Source organism: Pseudomonas sp. FDAARGOS_380 (assembly GCF_002591235.1).
In the GTDB taxonomy this organism is placed as follows: Bacteria; Pseudomonadota; Gammaproteobacteria; order Pseudomonadales; family Pseudomonadaceae; genus Aquipseudomonas; species Aquipseudomonas salmasensis.
In genome coordinates, this window is sequence record NZ_CP023969.1 from 1,044,516 (window position 1) to 1,062,068 (window position 17,553).

Annotated in this window: 16 protein-coding genes; 12 read left to right on the top strand and 4 right to left on the bottom strand. The window is 62.3% G+C overall.

Going from position 1 to position 17,553, the window contains the following annotated elements:
* Window positions 1-228 precede the first annotated feature (228 nt).
* Window positions 229-2,115, top strand: a complete 1,887-nt coding sequence (locus CRN80_RS05120) for a collagen-like triple helix repeat-containing protein (RefSeq protein ID WP_098949669.1) — start codon at window positions 229-231, stop codon at window positions 2,113-2,115.
* A gap of 186 nt (window positions 2,116-2,301) precedes the next feature.
* Window positions 2,302-3,984 carry a ShlB/FhaC/HecB family hemolysin secretion/activation protein gene (locus tag CRN80_RS05125; RefSeq protein ID WP_098949670.1) on the top strand — a complete coding sequence of 561 codons (1,683 nt, stop codon included), beginning with the start codon at window positions 2,302-2,304 and terminating at the stop codon, window positions 3,982-3,984.
* Window positions 3,985-4,306: 322 nt separating this feature from the next.
* Here the strand turns inward: CRN80_RS05125 and CRN80_RS05130 are convergent, their stop codons facing one another.
* Complete coding sequence (locus CRN80_RS05130; RefSeq protein WP_098949671.1) at window positions 4,307-4,711, bottom strand: response regulator; 405 nt, start codon at window positions 4,709-4,711, stop codon at window positions 4,307-4,309.
* A gap of 52 nt (window positions 4,712-4,763) precedes the next feature.
* Window positions 4,764-4,958, bottom strand: a complete 195-nt coding sequence (locus CRN80_RS05135) for a Flp family type IVb pilin (RefSeq protein WP_020302460.1) — start codon at window positions 4,956-4,958, stop codon at window positions 4,764-4,766.
* A 336-nt stretch (window positions 4,959-5,294) separates the two neighbouring features.
* Between CRN80_RS05135 and cpaB the strand changes: the two genes are divergently transcribed.
* Genes cpaB through CRN80_RS05175 form a run of 8 tightly spaced genes read left to right on the top strand, consistent with a single transcriptional unit; the run spans window position 5,295 to window position 12,718 of the window.
* Window positions 5,295-6,239 (top strand): Flp pilus assembly protein CpaB, encoded by a 945-nt coding sequence (cpaB, locus tag CRN80_RS05140; RefSeq protein WP_098949672.1) that lies wholly within the window; start codon window positions 5,295-5,297, stop codon window positions 6,237-6,239.
* 19 nt (window positions 6,240-6,258) lie between these two features.
* Complete coding sequence (locus CRN80_RS05145; RefSeq protein ID WP_098949673.1) at window positions 6,259-7,464, top strand: type II and III secretion system protein family protein; 1,206 nt, start codon at window positions 6,259-6,261, stop codon at window positions 7,462-7,464.
* Window positions 7,461-8,654: a pilus assembly protein gene (locus tag CRN80_RS05150; RefSeq protein ID WP_032893740.1), complete on the top strand. Its 1,194-nt coding sequence runs from the start codon at window positions 7,461-7,463 to the stop codon at window positions 8,652-8,654. Before CRN80_RS05145 ends, CRN80_RS05150 begins: the two co-directional genes overlap by 4 nt.
* Window positions 8,651-9,922: a CpaF family protein gene (locus CRN80_RS05155; protein WP_098949674.1), complete on the top strand. Its 1,272-nt coding sequence runs from the start codon at window positions 8,651-8,653 to the stop codon at window positions 9,920-9,922. The genes CRN80_RS05150 and CRN80_RS05155 overlap by 4 nt, the downstream gene beginning before the upstream one ends.
* A 9-nt stretch (window positions 9,923-9,931) precedes the next feature.
* Complete coding sequence (locus tag CRN80_RS05160; RefSeq protein WP_098949675.1) at window positions 9,932-10,813, top strand: type II secretion system F family protein; 882 nt, start codon at window positions 9,932-9,934, stop codon at window positions 10,811-10,813.
* Between the two features lies 1 nt (window position 10,814).
* Window positions 10,815-11,702, top strand: a complete 888-nt coding sequence (locus CRN80_RS05165) for a type II secretion system F family protein (protein WP_003188224.1) — start codon at window positions 10,815-10,817, stop codon at window positions 11,700-11,702.
* Between the two features lie 10 nt (window positions 11,703-11,712).
* Entirely contained in the window at window positions 11,713-12,438 is a 726-nt protein-coding gene (locus tag CRN80_RS05170) for a tetratricopeptide repeat protein (protein ID WP_098949676.1), read from the top strand.
* 10 nt (window positions 12,439-12,448) lie between these two features.
* Window positions 12,449-12,718: a DUF3613 domain-containing protein gene (locus CRN80_RS05175; RefSeq protein WP_098949677.1), complete on the top strand. Its 270-nt coding sequence runs from the start codon at window positions 12,449-12,451 to the stop codon at window positions 12,716-12,718.
* Between the two features lie 125 nt (window positions 12,719-12,843).
* On the opposite strand, the gene CRN80_RS05180 is transcribed toward CRN80_RS05175, so the two are convergent.
* Window positions 12,844-13,629 carry a response regulator transcription factor gene (locus CRN80_RS05180; RefSeq protein WP_098949678.1) on the bottom strand — a complete coding sequence of 262 codons (786 nt, stop codon included), beginning with the start codon at window positions 13,627-13,629 and terminating at the stop codon, window positions 12,844-12,846.
* 71 nt (window positions 13,630-13,700) lie between these two features.
* Window positions 13,701-14,204: a prepilin peptidase gene (locus CRN80_RS05185; protein WP_098949679.1), complete on the bottom strand. Its 504-nt coding sequence runs from the start codon at window positions 14,202-14,204 to the stop codon at window positions 13,701-13,703.
* Window positions 14,205-14,275: 71 nt separating this feature from the next.
* On the opposite strand from CRN80_RS05185, the gene CRN80_RS05190 reads away from it, so the two are divergent.
* Both CRN80_RS05190 and CRN80_RS05195 read left to right on the top strand, forming a co-directional pair.
* A complete protein-coding gene (locus tag CRN80_RS05190; protein ID WP_003188217.1) occupies window positions 14,276-14,713 on the top strand; it encodes a TadE/TadG family type IV pilus assembly protein in 438 nt (145 codons plus the stop codon).
* Window positions 14,710-17,451 (top strand): PAS domain-containing sensor histidine kinase, encoded by a 2,742-nt coding sequence (locus CRN80_RS05195; protein ID WP_098949680.1) that lies wholly within the window; start codon window positions 14,710-14,712, stop codon window positions 17,449-17,451. The genes CRN80_RS05190 and CRN80_RS05195 overlap by 4 nt, the downstream gene beginning before the upstream one ends.
* Window positions 17,452-17,553 lie beyond the last annotated feature (102 nt).

Consider the following 17,553-nt stretch of genomic DNA (forward strand, 5'->3'; position numbering starts at 1 on the left):
CTTTGATTTTGCTAATATAAACATCCTGAAACATCCCTCCATTACACCTTTGGTATTAGTCATTAAGCCGACGATGGCCGGATGTATATAAATCGTTAATACCAAGTTGAGCATTGCGTGAAAGAGTGCCCTGGCCTGAGATAGCCACACGGACAAACCTATCGTTATCCAAAGAAATAACGAGGGTTTGAAACAACCAAGGTTGTACCAGGTGCAAGGAACTCAATCATGAAAACTCAAGTAGTGTTTTGGAAAGCAAGTACCGCGCTGGCCCTCGTTCTGGCAATGAGCCTGGGCGGCTGCAGCAGCGGTGGTGGCGGGCATAAATCCAGCGTGGCGGCGTCCTCGCCGGATGCGGGTGCAGGTGCTGGTGGCGGTACTGGTGGCGGTGACGGCGGCACTGGCGGTGGTACCGGTGGTGGCACGGGCGGTGGTGACGGTGGCACGGGCGGTGGTACCGGTGGTGGCACGGGCGGCGGTGACGGCGGCACTGGTGGCGGCACTGGTGGCGGTACCGGCGGCGGCACGGGCGGCGGTGACGGCGGCACCGGTGGCGGTACCGGTGGCGGCACGGGCGGCGGTGACGGCGGCACTGGCGGTGGCACTGGCGGTGGCACTGGCGGTGGCACTGGCGGCGGCACTGGCGGCGGCACTGGTGGCGGCACTGGCGGCGGCACCGGTGGTGGCACTGGTGGCGGCACTGGCGGTGGCACTGGCGGCGGCACTGGCGGTGGCACTGGCGGCGGCACTGGTGGCGGCACCGGCGGCGGCACCGGTGGTGGCACTGGTGGCGGCACTGGTTCAACAACCACCCCACTGGTCACCGGCCAGATCGCCGGCACCCTTGGCACCACTGTGGGCAATGTCGGTACCGCTGTCGGTAACCTGGGTTCGACGTTGAACGGCGTACCTATCGTCGGCGCAACCGCAGGCGGCCTGGTCTCCTCGGCAGGCACCGCTGTTAACAGCATAGGCACTGGTGTGACCACCGGCTTGGGCTCACTGGGCACCAACAGCAACTCCCTGGGCACGACAGTGGCAGGCGTAGGTAATGGCGTGGCGGACCTGGGCGGCGGCCTCTCGACCACAGGCCAATCACTGTCAACCACTCTGGGCGGCATACCTGTGGTCGGCGGCGTGACAGGCGGCGTGGGCACAGCGGTAGGTGGCGTCGTGGATAAAGTCGGCACCACCGTTACGATGCTCGGCGATACCCTGAGCACGGCCAGCACCACCGGCCCGCTGGGTTCGTTGACCAACACCTTGGGCAGCAAAGTCGTGGTGCCTGTGGTGTCGCTGGTGGAAAACACCACCGGCAACCTGGGCAACGCAACCGGCCTGGGCGCTCCCCTCAATGGCGTACTGGATAAAGTCGGTTCGGCTGTCACTGGCCTGGGTACTCAAGTCGCCAGCACGGGCGGCACGGGCAACCCGGTCACCAGCGTTGTCGGCACCGTGCTCACTGGCGTCGGTGGCACACTGGATAAATCGGGTGGTTATGTGGCCCCAACCGGTGGCACCTCGGCTCCCGGCATTCTAGAGCAGGTAGGTGGCCTGGTCGCTAACGTAGGCACCGGCCTGAACGTGGGCAACACCAACGGCACCGTCAGTGCAGCGGGTGTGACCGGTGGTGCAGTCGGCGGCACCGTTGCCTCGCTGGGCACTGTGCTAGGTGGCACAGGTGTAGCAAACACCGCAGCTACCGCACCGGTCGCCACCGTGGCCGCCAATGTCGGCGCAGCGCTCAACCCTGTGACCAGCGGCGTCACCAACCTGACGCAAACCATCGGCACGACTACCGGTGTGGGTGCCCCGGTGAATGGCCTGGTGACTCAAGTCGGCGGCGCAGTCAGCAGCGTGGGCACCAACCTGACAGCAGCCAATGCCAACCCGATCACCAATGCCGTAGGCACCACCGTCACAGCAGTCGGCGGCACCGTCGCCTCGGTGGGAGGCCTGGTAACCGGCGGCACCACTGGCGGCACCAGCGGTGGTTTGCTCGGTGGCTTGAACATCGGCACCACCACCACAGCAACCGGCACTGCCACAACCACAGGCGGCACTACCGCAACAGGCGGTCTGGGCGGTTTGTTGAACGGCCTGACCGGCAAATAGAAATGCACCTGGCCGATTAGACGGCCTCCCCTACAGCGCCTACGCTTGGTTGAGACGAGAGACCTTTAATAAGTCTCTCGTCTTTTTTATGGGCGGCGACACGCTTTATCAATCGCCACCCTCCCGAACCGAGTCCCAGAACCCGGCGGGCCCGAAGCGCTGCTGCAGTTGACCATGGAGTGTCCTATGCGCGTGTTGACGCCGTTGTTATTGCTCACCCTCAGTGCCTACGCCCAGGCCGAGACCCTTCCCAGCTTTCTTAACAGCAACGACACTGTCCGCACCCTACCGGTGCCCAACCTGCCCGCCGACGCCTATCGACCACCCACGTCGAAAACCCAGGTACCCGAGGCGCCGCCGACTGCCGGCCAACCCCTGTTGATGGACACCAAGGTCACTATTCGAAAGTTGCAGATCGAAGGCGGAACGGTCTACCCGCTCGCCGAGACGGCACAGGTATATGCGCCGTTGATTGGACGGGAAACCAACCTTGCGCAGCTGATCGAAGCGACCCGTGGCATCACCCGCCGTTATCAGGAGGATGGCTACCTGCTGTCCTACGCGTTCCTGCCGCAACAGAACTTCGAAAACGGCCTGGTTCGCGTGGTACTGGTGGAGGGCTATATCAAGGACTATCAACAAACCGGCGACATCGGTTCGGTGTCGGCCTATGTCGATAAGCTCGCGCAGAAGCTCCTGGCTGAGCGCCCACTGACCCGCAAGACCTTCGAGCGCTACACCACGCTGATGAGCCGCATCCCTGGCCTCAGCGTACAGGCGCAAGTGCCGCCACCGGGCACCACCGATGGCGCCACGCACATGCAGATCCAGGCCAGCCGCAAACCTTTCACCACCAGCATGAGCCTGGTGCAAAAAAGCCGTGGCGGCACGCAAGCGTTGCTGAGCGCTACCAGCAATTCCCAGACGTCCATGGGTGAACAACTCAGCGTCAGCGGCCTGTTCCCGCCCGGCGAGGACAAAGAGCATTACTACCGCGTGGACTACAACCAGTTCATCAACGCCGAGGGCACCCAACTGGCGCTCGCCGCCGAACGCTATCGCGCCGACCCCAACAGCAGCGTGCAACTGGACGGCGGTTTCGAACTCAAGCCGCACCAGTCCATCGACCGCTACTCCATTGGCCTGAGCCACCCGTTCATTGCCTCCCCCACCGAGTCACTCACCCTGGGCACGCGCCTGTACGCGGTCGACCAGACCACACGCTACAAACTGGTGGGTTTCCCGCTGAGTTTCGACATCGAATCCAACCTGCGTGCCCTGGCCTTCGAAGGTGACTGGCGCAAGGCCGACGCGCAACGCCTGCGCATCATCAGTGGTGGCCTGTACCAGGGCATAGACGGCTTGGGCGCCAAGGCCCGCAGTGACCTGGGCGTGGCCAAACCCGACCTCGACTTCTTCCGCCTGCGCCTTTCCGGCGTGCAAAGCGACAAGTTCTTCGACAACTGGCAAGGCGTACTGTCCGGTGCGCTGTACTGGAGCGACAACACCCTGCCCGACAGCGAACGCGTGACCTTCGGCGGGCAGAATTTCGGCCGTGGCTACCCGGACGACCAAGGCTCGGGCGACAAGGGCTGGGGGGTGGCGTACGAGGTCAACTACAGCTTCAACCGCACCGGCAACTGGGTGAAGATCCTGCAACCCTATGTGGTGGTAGACCGCGCCAAATCCTGGTTCAACGACCTGCCGGTCAAGGCCAACGACATGTCCTCGGCGGCGGTGGGTCTGCGCTTTGGCGACAAGAAGTACTACAACATCGCGCTGGAGGCGGCCAAGCCAATGTCGGATATCGCCCTGGACAGCTTTAACCGCAGGCCGCGGTATACGCTGAGTTTCAGTTATCAGCTGTGATGAGTCTTTAACTGAACCACCGCTATCGCAGGCAAGCCAGCTCCCACAAGGGTCTGTGTTGCTCACAGAATCAGTGCCCGACACAGACCCCTGCGGCCTGACAGCCGAAACCTTTCTACCTGAGCCCCCGCAATCAAACTGTGGGAGCTGGCTTGCCTGCGATGACGGCCGGACAGTCGACGACTAAGTGCCTGGCACCCCACGAGCCAAATGTGGGAGCGGGCTTGCTCGCGAAGGCGGTGTGTCAGTCAATGAATCTTTAACTGAACCACCGCTATCGCAGGCAAGCCAGCTCCCACATTTAATAAGCGGTGCCGGTCCGTTACCGACCAAGTGTAGAGAGGGGAAACAGGTTGTTGAGAGTATCGAGCAAGCGCACCAGGTAGATAGGTTTGCGAAACAGATCCAGCACCTGCAAGCGCAGCATATCGCTGACGTCATCCATTTCTGCATGACCCGACATCACGATCACAGGCAACTGCGAGCGTGAGGTGTGTTCGCGCAGGCGTTTGATCAAGGAGATACCGCTTTCCTCGGGCATGCGCAGATCGGTGATGACCAGGGCGATATCAGGGTGAAGTGTCAATTCTTGCAAGGCGAAGGTGACGGAGTTCGCGGTGAAACAGACGAACCCCTCGTTTTCGAGGGATTCGGCTAACTCGACCAGCGCATCCTCCTCGTCATCCACCAATAGGATTTTTTGGCGGGATGACGAAGGGTGGGTCATGGGCGGTACCTGATAAAATAATTACCGGAACAATAACCTGTAGCAAAGACTATTACGCGGCTGGCAGCGCATCAGACACTTGCTGAAAAATGGCTTTTATTTTATCGCCAAGCCCACCGCCAAAGCTGATGATACCTAATGCAACTATCGCCACAATAATCACATATTCAATGGCCGACGCCCCGTCTCTACGGCGCAGGAATAACTGAGCGTGAATGTAAAATTTCAAGAACAGGTCAAGGATCATAGGAGATCTCCTTCATGCGCCACAAAGCGCCGATACAGCTGGCCCGCACAATGATTGCCGTGTGCCACTAGAGCATTGTCAACAAATTTAACACTCACAACTGTAAGAACGAATTAATCACAAAGTATTAGTCACCCCGCCAGCCCCACAAATCCGTTATTTACAGCCCCCGCTTTAACCGCGCAGATAAATTTTTCATTCAGTAATGGCAATTTGTCCTAGCTGGGCTACCTTCAAATAGCCAAATCGTTAGTTGTTCATCACAGCCCAGTTGCGAATTTAACTCGTTTGGATAAACGGGAATAAAAGCAGTGCAACAGGATAGGGAGCGCCGTCATGAACAGTCGTATCAGCATGGTCCTGGCTGGCTTGCTGCTTATCGGAGCCCTGGTTGCAGGGTATTGGGGCCTGGTGCTGAGCCGTCCGCCGGCACCCGCCGTAGCACCCTCGCCAGCACCTGTCATTTCCGTTGAAAAAACCGTTGCGGTTGTAGAAGACCAGACCCGCCAGCCGGTCGTGGTGCTGGTGCATGCGGTTGCGCCTTTTGTGCCCCTCACTGCTGCCGATGTCGCCGTGGAAACACTGCGCACCGTGCCAGCCGGCAGCTTGACCAGCATCGACCAGGCCATCGGCCGCACGCCCTTGCGGGCCCTGGGTGCCGGCACCTGGCTTAATGATGAAAGCTTCACCGCCGGCGGCCCGCTGGCCCGCATGATTCGTACAAACGAACGGGCGCTGGCCGTCGCCGTCGATGAGGTCATCGGTGCCGGTGGCCAGTTGAGCCCAGGCGATTACGTGGACGTCTTGCTGTTCTTGCGCCAGGACAATGCCAATGCCGAGCAGTCGGCGCAGGTGGTCATCCCGGCGATTCGCCTGCTCAGCGTCGGCGACCAACTGGGCTTGGCCAACGACGGCACCCCGGCCGTGCCGCCACCCGCCACCGCCGAAGAACGCGCTCAGGCGGCGCAACGCCGCACCGCCGCGCGCAGTGTGGTGCTGGCGGTGCCCGAACCCTTGCTGAGCCGGCTGATGCTCGCCTCCCAAGCCGGTACGCTGCGCTTGGCCGTGCGCAGTGCCGACGAACAATTGCTCAGCCGCTACTGGGCCGGCGAAAGCGACACGCCAGACAAGGTGCAAAGCGCCAACCGCGACCTCTACCAGTTCACCCAATTGGCCCTCAGCGGCCCGCCGAAAAAAATCACCCCCGCGGTGGCCGACACCGGCCAACGTCGGGGCGTTGAAGTGATTCGCGGCGCAGCGGCGGCACAACCTACCCCCTGATTGAACAAGGATGCCTTGAATGAGCCAACGCTACGCTCAATTGGCCTTGGCCTTGATGCTGCCGTGCCTGCCCCTGGGCATGGCGATGGGCGCATCGGGCAACTGCAACGCCTTGGGCCAATTGCCCGCTGTGATCGAGGTGGGCGAAGGTTTGCAGACCGAGCTGCAATCGCCGGTAGCGATTACGCGCCTGGCCATCGGCGACCCGAAAATCGCCGACGTGCGGGTCAACGGCGACCGCCATTTCCTGCTCACCGGCGTCGGCAGCGGTGCCACCAGCCTGATGGTGTGGACCGGTTGCTCGACCACGCCGCGCCAGAGCATGGTGTTCGTCAAGGGCAAAGCCACCTCGGCGCTGACCAGCCAATCGCTGTCGCCCTCGGAAGACCCGACGCTGCCCAGCCAGGTGCAGACCGATATCCGCTTCGTCGAAGTCAGCCGCACCAAGCTCAAGGAGGCCAGCACCAAGATCCTCGGCATGGGCAACAATTTCTTCCTCGGCAGCCCGAGCTTGCTGTCCCCTTCAGAGGGCATCTTCAAATTGCCGGTGAGCGCCGACAACTTCAACATCGGGTTTGGCGGTGGGCGGGTCAAGGCACTGATCAACGCCCTGGAAAGCAGTGGCTTCGCCTACACCCTGGCACGCCCGAGCCTGGTGGCCATGAGCGGCCAGAGCGCGACCTTCCTGGCCGGCGGCGAAGTGCCGATTCCGGTGCCCAGTGCCGGCAGCGATACCATCACCATCGAGTACAAGGAGTTCGGCATTCGCCTGACGCTGACGCCCACGGTCATCGACCACAACCGCATCGCCTTGAAAGTCGCCCCGGAAGTCAGCGAGCTGGATTACAACAACGCGATCCGGATCCAGGGCATCCAGGTACCCGCACTCACCGTCCGGCGCACCGACACCAGCGTGTCGCTAGCCGACGGTGAAAGCTTCGTGATCAGCGGCCTGATCAGCAGCACCAACCGCTCCACCATCGCCAAGCTGCCGGGCCTGGGCGACATCCCGATCATTGGCGCCTTCTTCCGCGACTCTAATATCAACAGCGAGGAGAAAGAGCTGTTGATGATTGTCACGCCGCATCTGGTGCAGCCACTGGCCGCCAATGCGCAGTTGCCGTCGCTGCCCGGCGAGAAACTGCGCACCTACGACCCGAATTGGTTCCGCCTGTTCTTCCTGGAAAACGGCAACTTCGACCGTCGCAGTGGACTCTCCCAATGAGCGATAGCCTGAGCCAGACCTTCCTGGCAATCACCCGCAACAGCACCGACCTGGAATGGCTCCAGGGCGCGCTGGCGCCCCTTGGCCAAGTGATCAGCGTGGGCGGCGGCAGCCTCGATGAATTGCTGGCACTGGTGGACGTGACCTTTGCCAACCTGGTGTTCGTGGGCCTGGACCGTGAACACCTGGTGGCCCAGAGCGCCTTGATCGAAGGCGCTCTGGAAGCCAAGCCGATGCTGGCGGTGGTGGCCTTGGGCGACGGCATGGACAACCAGTTGGTACTCAACGCCATGCGTGCCGGCGCCCGGGATTTTGTCGCCTATGGCTCGCGCTCCAGCGAAGTGGCCGGGCTGGTGCGGCGCTTGAGCAAGCGCTTGCCGCCCACGGCGCCGAACGCCCATCTCGGCGGCCTCACCGTGCTCTACGGCGCCCAGGGCAATACCGATGGCGCCCTGCTGGCGAGCCACCTGGCAATGGTGGTGCAAAAGAGTGGCCAGCAGACGCTGATGCTCGACCTCGGCCTGCCCAGGGGCGACAGCCTGGCGCTGCTGGGCCTGGACAGCACCTTCAATTTCGGCGACGCCTTGCGCCACCTGCGCCGCCTGGACGCCACCCTGATCAACAGCGCGTTCACCAGCACCGACGACGGCCTGCGCATCCTCGCCTACGCCGCCAGCGATGAGCCCCTGGAAATGACCAGCGCCGCCGAGCTGTACATGTTGCTCAGCGCCTTGCGCCAGCACTTCCAGCACATCGTGGTCAACCTCACCGGGCAAGCCGACAGCGAAGCCCTGCGCACCTTTGTCAGCCACTGCGACAAGTTGCTGTGGTGCACCGACCAGGGCGTGCTCGACTGTCGGCGCAACCTGGCGGTGCTGAACCTGTGGCGCGAAAAAGGCATGAAGCTCGACCATGCCAAGCTGCTCGTCGATCGCTACATCAAAGGCTGCGCCCCCGACACTGAAGCCCTGGAAAAAAGCTTCGGCCTGGAGTGCATCGCTGTGCTGCCCCTGAGCCCAGAGGTGCGCCTGAACGCCAAGAACCAGGGGCAAAGCCTGTTCACCCTGGCCCCGCGCGAAGCCTTGACCCAAGCCCTGCGCCACCTGGGCGAGCGCCTGGCCAAACGCACCGAAGGCTTGGATAAACCTTCGACACGCTGGTTCGAACGCCTGCTGGGGACGAGTCGATGAACAGCGAAAAACTCTTCGGTGCCCCGGCCCGTGGGGCAGCCGCGCACAACGACCACGATGGCCTGAAACTGGTGCTGCATCGCTACATCATCGATGCCATCGAAGAGTCGGGCCAGAACCTGCTGGAAGGCTCGCGCCAATCCCTGGCGCAATTTGTCATCGACAAAGTGGCCGAGTACATCACACGCATGCACCTGGCGATCTCGCGCTATGAGATGGAGCGCCTGGCCGAGGAAATCGTCGATGAGCTGACCGGCTTCGGCCCGCTGGAAGTGCTGCTGCGCGATGTGTCGGTTACCGAAATTTTGGTCAATGGCCCGCACCGGGTGTTTATCGAGCGTGACGGGGTGCTTCACCAGAGCGACCTGCGTTTTATCGATGCGCACCATGTAGAACGCGTGATGCAGCGCATTCTCGCGCCCCTCGGAAGGCGCCTGGATGAGTCGTCGCCGATGGTCGATGCGCGCTTGCCCGATGGCAGCCGGGTCAATGCGATCATCCCGCCGATAGCCCTGGATGGCCCGTGCTTGTCGATCCGTAAATTTCGCAAGGACATGCTCAAGAGCAGCGACCTGGTGGCGATGCAAACCATCGACCACAACATCTTCGAGTTCTTCCAGGAGGCGGTGGGCAAGCGCTGCAATATCCTCATCAGTGGCGGCACCGGCACCGGCAAGACCACGTTGCTCAATATCCTCAGCCAATTGATCAACCCCCACGAACGCCTGGTCACCATCGAAGACGTGGCCGAGCTGCAACTGGGCCACCCCCACGTAGTGCGCCTGGAAACCCGCCCGCCCAATGCCGAAGGGCATGGCGAGGTCAAGGCCAGCGACCTGATCCGCAACGCCCTGCGGATGCGCCCGGACCGCATCATCCTTGGCGAGATCCGTGGCGTCGAAGTACTCGACGTGATGACCGCCATGAACACCGGCCACGACGGTTCCATGAGCACCGTGCACGCCAACAACGCCCAGGACGCGCTGTTGCGCCTGGAAACCCTGGTGGGCCTGACCGGCCGTGTGGTGGCGGAGAAAACCCTGCGGCAGATGATCTGCGCCGCACTGGATGTGGTGATTCAACTGACGCGCCTGCCCGATGGGCGCCGTTGCGTCAGCGAGGTGGTGGAAGTGGTGGGCGTGCGCGACGACGTGTATGTCACCAACACCCTGTTCCGCCTCGACCGCCGTACCGGTTTCGGCTTCCTGCGCGAAGCGCTCAACCCGGCCGGCGACAAGCTGCGGCGCGAATCGGCATTGCCGTTGTAGAGAGGGCTCATGACCGGACTTGTCTTGCTGCTCATTTGCGTCCTGCTGATCAGCCTGTCCGTCTGGCTGTTCCAGCGCGGGCTGCGCCAGGCCGGCACCGACCGGGTGCTGGAGCGGCTCAGCGATGGCCAGCCGGTGCCCCAGGAGCCGAACGGCAGCTGGGTTGCGCTGGAGCGCATGTTCCAGCGCGCCGGCCTGGGCAAGCCCACCGACCGCCTGGGGTTGTGGCTGAGTGGCTGGACCGCGGGCATGTTGCTGGGCTATCTGCTGGCCGGCGGGCTAGGCCTGTTGACCATGCTGATCCTGCCGCCGCTGCTGTTGCGGGTGTATATCGCCTGGCGCTACCAACGGCGAGTGCAGCGCATGGTCGAACAATTACCGCAGCTGCTGGACCACAGCGTGCGCAGCCTCAAGTCTGGGCGCACCCTGGCAGACGCCGTTCTGGGCGCAATCGACAGCACCGAAGCGCCGCTCAAACAGGCGATGAGCCGCATCCAGCGTAACGTGCAAATGGGCGTGAGCCTGCCGGAGTCGGTCAGCGACTTTGCCGAGTTTTACGAACGCGATGAGTTCCGCCTGTTTGCCCTGGGCCTGAAGGTCAACCACCGCTACGGCGGCAACGCCAGCGAGCTGCTGGAAAACCTGATCAAGATGATCCGCGAGCGCGAACAGGGTGCGCGCCAACTCAAGGCCATGACCGGCGAAACGCGCATGACCGCCTACGTATTGGCAGGCTTGCCCATCGCCATGGTCGGCTACTTTTTGATGGTCAACCCGGGCTACCTGATGAGCATGTGGAACGACGGAACCGGGCGCTACCTGCTGCTGGCCGCGGCGGCGCTCGACATCACGGGCACCTTCGTCATGTGGCGCATGTTGCGGAGTATCTGAGATGGCCATCCTGATCTGCATCCTGTTGTCGCTCGCCGCCGTCGCCTTGATCGTCGGCAACCTGCTGGAGCAACGGCGCCGTCAACGCCTGGTCAGCCAACGCCTGCAAGGCCAACTGACCCGCGAGGACAAACTCGGCAGCCTGATGCGCCAATTGGGCGCCAGCGCCGTGGCCCAGCGCTCGGTCAGCCTGGACAACGAAACCCAGACCCTGCTCAACCGCGTCGGCTGGCGCAAAGCCAACCAGCGTTCCATGTTTGCCGCCTTCCAGATCGGCGTGCCCATCGTGCTGCTGGGCTTGACCCTGCTCGGCCAGCAACTGCTGTTTCCTCACGCCGGCTCACCCTGGATTGCCCCGGCGATTGCCCTGGGCATCGGTTACTTGCTGCCCAAGCGCATTCTGGCCCTCAGCGCGAAATACCGTCAGGAGCGCATCGCGCGGGAAATTTCCACCTTCATTCCGCTGCTGCGCATCCTGTTCGAATCCGGCATGGCGGTTGAGCAATCGCTGCGGGTGTTGAGCACCGAAGCCCAGCGCTTGCTGCCGGACCTGACCCATGAACTGCGCCTGATCCTGGTAAGGGTCGACTCGGGCCTGGAGCTGTCCGAAGAGTTGGGCAAAACCGCGCGCCTGCTGGCCGTGGATGAGTTCACCGACACCTGCATCATTCTTCAGCAACTGATCCACCAAGGCGGCGGCGCGATGAAATCCTTGCTGGCCCTCAAGCAGTTGCTCGACGACCGCCGCCTGACCCGCCTGCAGGAATACATCTCGAAGATGTCCGCGAAGATGTCCGTGGTGATGATGGTGTTTCTGTTTCCCGCCTTGCTGATCGTGCTCGGGGGGCCGGCGATGATCGCCATTTCCCGAGCCTTGAATAACTTTTGAGGAGCCTGCCATGAAACCACTGATCGTCGCCTTGAGCCTGCTGATGCTGGGCGGCTGTGCCAGTAATGGCCAGGTTCCGTGGGCCGGGTTGCTGGCGCCGGGCAGTTGCCCCAAGCCCAGCGCCGACCAGGAGCTGTCGCTGAACCTGGCCGATGACATGGCCAACGAAGGCAAGCTGCACGCCAGCCTCGCCAACCTGCAAAACCTGCCCAGCACCCTGCCCCAGGTTCGTCAACGCCAGGCCCGTGCCTATCGCTTGCTGGGCCGCCCTGACGCCGAGCCGTTGTACCACAGCCTGCTGGGCACTTGCCTGGCCGCCGACGGTGAGCACGGCCTGGGGCAACTGGCGTCGGCCAAGGGCGACAACGGCCAGGCCATGGCCCACCTGCAACGTGCGGCACGGCTGGCGCCCACCGACGAAAAAATCCGCAATGACCTGGGCGTGGTGTACCTCGACCAACGGCGCCTGGAAGACGCACGCTTTGAATTCATGACCGCCATCGAGCTCAAGCAGAGCGATCAACTGGCGGCGGTCAACCTGGTGACCTTGCTGATCTACCAGGACAACTGGGAGCAAGCTGCGAAAGTGGTCGGCCAACTCGGCTTGAGCCCCGAGCAGGTGACCCGGGCCCAGGCGCGGGCGCAACACCTCAAGGAGGCTGGCACGGCACCGCAGCGTCCAGTCAAAGATCAGGTAGCGGCGGTCAGCGAGCCGCTGCCAGCCTCTGTGAAATAGGGAGTCGATGATGAAATTCCATTACCTCGCCGGCCTTGCCTGCCTGGCCCTGCCGCTCCTTGCTTCGGCCATCGAAGCGGGGCCGTCTTCACCCCGGCAGGCAGAAACGGAAAACTGGATGGCGCTGCAACTGAGCGGTCGCGCAGCCTCGGCCAACCCGCAAAAAACCACACCGGCAGAACGCGAGCAGGCGCTCAAGCGCTGGCTGGACAGCAACAAGCACCCGATCCCGGAGTTTTTTGATCAGAAAGCAGGCGGCACTGCGCAGGGCAGCAAATAAAACTCAACCCATCCTGTAGGAGCGAGCTTGCTCGCGAAAAACGCCAAGACAACGCGGTTACCCAGGATGCACGCGTTATCGTTGACGTTCTTCGCGAGCAAGCTCGCTCCTACAGTGGGGCGGTGCTAGTGCGCCGTTACCCGCTGGCGCATCGCCGAGTTGCTCGGTGACAACGCCAGCGCCAACTGCGTGCGGTTATGCATATGGGTCAAGCGCAGCACTTGGGACACGTACAGCTTGACCGTGTTCTCGGTAATCCCCAGCTCACAGGCAATCTGGTAGTTGGTCTGGCCCTTGCCCACCAGGCGTGCCACGTCCAACTGGCGCGGTGACAGTTGATTGAAGATCGCCGGGATCTCCACCGGCCCGGCGTCATCGGCCGATGAGTCCCCGTCATGGTCCTGGGGCGTCGGGTTGCGGCGCACCTTGTCCAAGTCCATATACAAGTCGTTGATCGATTCGGACAGGTACTGCAACTTCTGGTTGAGCGTGCCCAGTTGCAGGTCTTTTTGTCGTTCCTCCAAGGCCGCTTCCTGGCGCTTGAGGCCTTCGAGCAATTCATCGAGGTTGATCGGCTTCTGGTAGTAATCGGCGATACCTGCACGCAGGGCCTTGATCACATCCTGCTTGTCGGCGCGACCGGTGAGCATGATCGCTTCGAACGCACGATGTTTACCGGCGATGCGTTGCAGCGCCTGCACCAGCTCGATACCGTCCATGTCCGGCATATGCAGGTCACACAGCACTAAACCGATCTGAAGGTCTTCCTTGAAACGCTGGACAGCTTGCTCACTGGACTCGCACGGGACACAACGGTACCCGCTGCTTTCAAGAAATTCACAGAGCTCCTCCACGATTAAGGGTTGATCGTCGACAACGAGCACTTTTACTGCAGACGTAAGCTTGTTCACGCGCTACTCCATGCCTGGCAAGCCAAATGATGACCTATCCTTTCTGACGAAAAGTCCTACACAACTACTCATTAAACGTAGACGTACTTTCCGACTATGTACATAGCATTAATCAACTCGTGCGACTGATGGATCCAAAACCAGCTGCCGGCAAAACCTGTCAAAACGAAGGGTGCAAAAGGCTGTTTTGTTGACGCTGGCCCTGCCCGTTCAACGCGGTTTGAGCTAAACCCTTGATGCATAAGTGTCCAGGCCACCATGGCGATGCCCGCACCGATCAGCGACCCCAGCAGGTACTCGATATTGGAGGCCAGGCCCAGGGCGGCGAGCAACTTCACATCCCCTGCGCCAAAGCGGCCCAACGTATAGCCCGGCAAGGTCAGCACCAGCGCCAAAGCCAGAGCCAGGCCGCCCTCGCTACGGGGCGCGCCCAGCCACGTCGACCCCGCCCACAGCAGGTAAATCAACGCCAGCAGCCCGACGCCCAGGGTCAACGTATTGGCAATCTGGCGCTGGCGAATATCCTGCACGGCACATACGCCCAACCACAGCACAATCACTAGCGTCTGGATCACGTAAAAAACATCCCTTTTGGCTGAATGATTCTATGCTGATATCAAGTACTCGCCTCAGGGTAGACGCAGTCATGAAATCGAGCCTCCCGAGAAAGCAAAAAGGTGCTGCGGCGATCGAGTTTGCCTTGGTCTTCGTGATTTTCTTTGCGGTGTTCTACGGCATGCTCAGCTACAGCTTGCCGCTGCTGTTGATGCAGTCATTTCATCAAGCCGCGGCCGAAGGGGTACGCCGCAGTGTCTCCCTGGACCCCAGCACCGCCGGCTATTCGGCCCTGGTTGTGCAACGCGCCAAGGATGCAGCCCAGGCCCAGTTGAACTGGATCCCCGGCTCCTTGAAGTTCTTGCCCGGCTATATCACCGCCACCTACACCAATAATTTGCTGACGGTGAAGATCACCTACCCCTCGGCCAATATCAAAGCGGTCTTGCCGGCCCTGGTGTTGCCTGGGGTAGGTACCGTACCCAACCTGCCCACCAACCTCACCGCCACCTCGAGCCTTCAGTTTTGACGACAGGGGATAAATTGTTCGCACGCCTGCGCGGGCTTACCAGCGCCCTGGCTCTGGACGCGCCAACGACGCCCGCGCCGGGCCTGCAAGTGCAACTGGACAACCTGGGCCGGGTGCTGAGCATCACGGGCGCCTTGAGGCCTTTGCTTGCCCAGCATCTTGCCAACGTGCCCAACCCACCCTTGCAGACCTTGCTGTGTGCCGACAGCGCGCTGAGTGTGGAGGGCACGCCGCAGGAGTGGCAACGACACGGCCTGGATCTGGACTTCCAGGGCGCCGCCGGCCAGGTCCTGCATACCCGTGGCTGGATCGAGCCGGAGGGCGAGGGCTGGGCCCTGCACCTGCTGAACATCACTGACCTGCTTGCCGACCGGGCACGGGTGCAGCAACGCGAACAGAACCACCAACTCGCCGCCCTGATGAGCGAACAGCTGCGCGTGTGCAGTTTCAGCCGCCTGCATCACGTGTTCAGCGAACACCTGCGCAGCGTGGCCCAGCGCTGGAGCATCCCCTGCGTCGCCATGGCACTGCTCGATGAGGATGACCAGGGCTGGCGCATCTACAGCCAATACGCCGCCCACGACGCCCCAGCCTTGTGGCAAACCGGGCAGCATCTGGGCACCAGCCTGGACAGCATCAACGGCAACACGCCATTGAGCCTGGACATTGCCCAGGGCCGCAGCGACAACCCGCGCCTGCACAGCGTGTTTGGCAATGCCGACGGCTTCCTGGTGCCGTACCGCGACAGCCATGGCGCCGCCGCGTGGCTGCTGTGTGGTTTCTATAACGACCAGGCACACCACACCGGCGAGCGTGACTGGCTGAACCTGTGCGCAGCACTCGCCGCGCCGCTGCTGGGCCGCCTGCGCGAACAGCGTCACCACCAGCAACTGGAACGCGTGGAAGCCCTGCAAGGCCTGCTCGGCACGGGCTGGTGGGAACTGTTGCCCGTCACCCAGGAAATCCAACTGGCGCCACAACTGCTGCGCAACCTGAGCCTGGACGACGGCCCCACCCGCCAACCCCTCGGCACCTGGCTCGAACTCATCCACCCCGCCGACCGCCAGGCCCTCAACAGCCGCCTGCAAGACCTGCAAGCCCTGGGCAAGCCGTTGCTGACCAGCGTGCGCTTGCAACGCACCGACGCTGAACAGTCGCCCCTGTGGTACCGCATACAAGGCCAAGTACTGGGCGCCGGCAATGAACGGCGCTGGATCGGCTTCATGCTCGACATCAGCGACATCCAGAACCAGCAACTGCAAGCCGCCGCCGCCCATGCGCGCCTGGACAACCTGATCGCCAGCTCACCGGCCGTTATCTACGTGCAGCGCTACGTCAACGGCGCGCTGCACCCGGCGTTCTTCAGCGCCAGCCTGTTGCCGTTGCTGGGCTGGACCTTGGCCGATTGCAACCACGACACCCTGGCAGCGCTGATCCACCCCGACGACCGTGAGTGCTACTTCGAACGCACCCGCCAACTGCTGCGCGAAGGCAACGTGCGCAGCCGCTACCGCCTGCGCGACAAACAGGGCCACTACCACTGGCTGCTCGACGAAGCCAAGCTGTTGCGCGACGACCTCGGCCTGCCGGTGGAAGCCGTGGGCCTGTGGCTGGACGTGACCGAAGCGACCCTGGCCGCCGAGCAGGTGCGCCAAAGTGAAGAACGCTACCGCATCCTGGTGGAAGACTCGCCCGCGATGATCTGCCGCTACCGCCCCGACCTGACCCTCACCTTCGGCAACACGCCGCTGGCCAATTACCTGGAATGCCGGCCCGAGCACCTGCCAGGCATCGACCTGGGCCAGTGGCTGTCGGATGAACAGCGCACCGCCTTTGTACAGCGCATCCAACAACTGACCCCTGAATTCCCGGTGAGCACCGCGGAACTCAGCCTGCAACTGCCCGGGCGCGAACATGCCTGGTGGGTGTGGTCGGACCGCGGCGTCTTCGATGAACAAGGCGCCCTGATCGAAGTGCAAGCCGTGGGCCGCGACAACACCGAGGTGCGCCGCTCCCAGCAACAACTGACCCAAAGCGCAAAAATGGCCACCCTCGGCGAAATGGCCACCGGCCTGGCCCATGAGATCAACCAGCCGCTGAACGTGATGCGCATGGCCATCGCCAATGTGCTCAAGCGCCTGGGCAATGGTGACGCGCAGATCGACTACCTCACGGAAAAACTGCAACGCATCGACGCCCAGGTACAACGCGCCGCACGAGTGGTCGACCACATGCGCGTGTTCGGCCGCCGCTCGGAAATCGAACAGCAACCCTTCGACCCGGCGCAGGCACTGGAGGGCACCCTCTCCCTGCTCAGCGAAGGCCTGCGCGGCAAAGGTGTAGACGTGCGCATCAGCCCTACCGACTTCTCGGTACAGGTCAAAGGCTATGTCGACCAACTGGAACAAGTACTGATCAACCTGATGGTCAACGCCCGCGACGCCTTGCTCAGCCAGCGAGAAAAAGACCCTGCCCTGCGCCCCTGGATTGCCTTGCACAGCGAGCACGACAGCCGCCATGTACGCATCTGGGTCGAAGACAACGCCGGCGGGATAGACCCGCGCCTGCTGGAGAGGATTTTCGAGCCGTTCTTTACCACCAAACCGATAGGCGTGGGTACCGGACTAGGGCTCTCGGTGAGCTATGGGATTGTGGAAAACATGGGCGGACGCCTGAGCGTTACCAACGGCGAGGCCGGCGCGAAATTCTGCGTCGAGTTGCCCATTGCACAAACCTAAATCAACGCTAACCACGATGCGAAGCGAGCCGCTCTTGATCTGCTCTTGATCTTGATCTCAAGCGCCCCGTTAAACCACGCTGGCCGGAATTCGACAGGGATT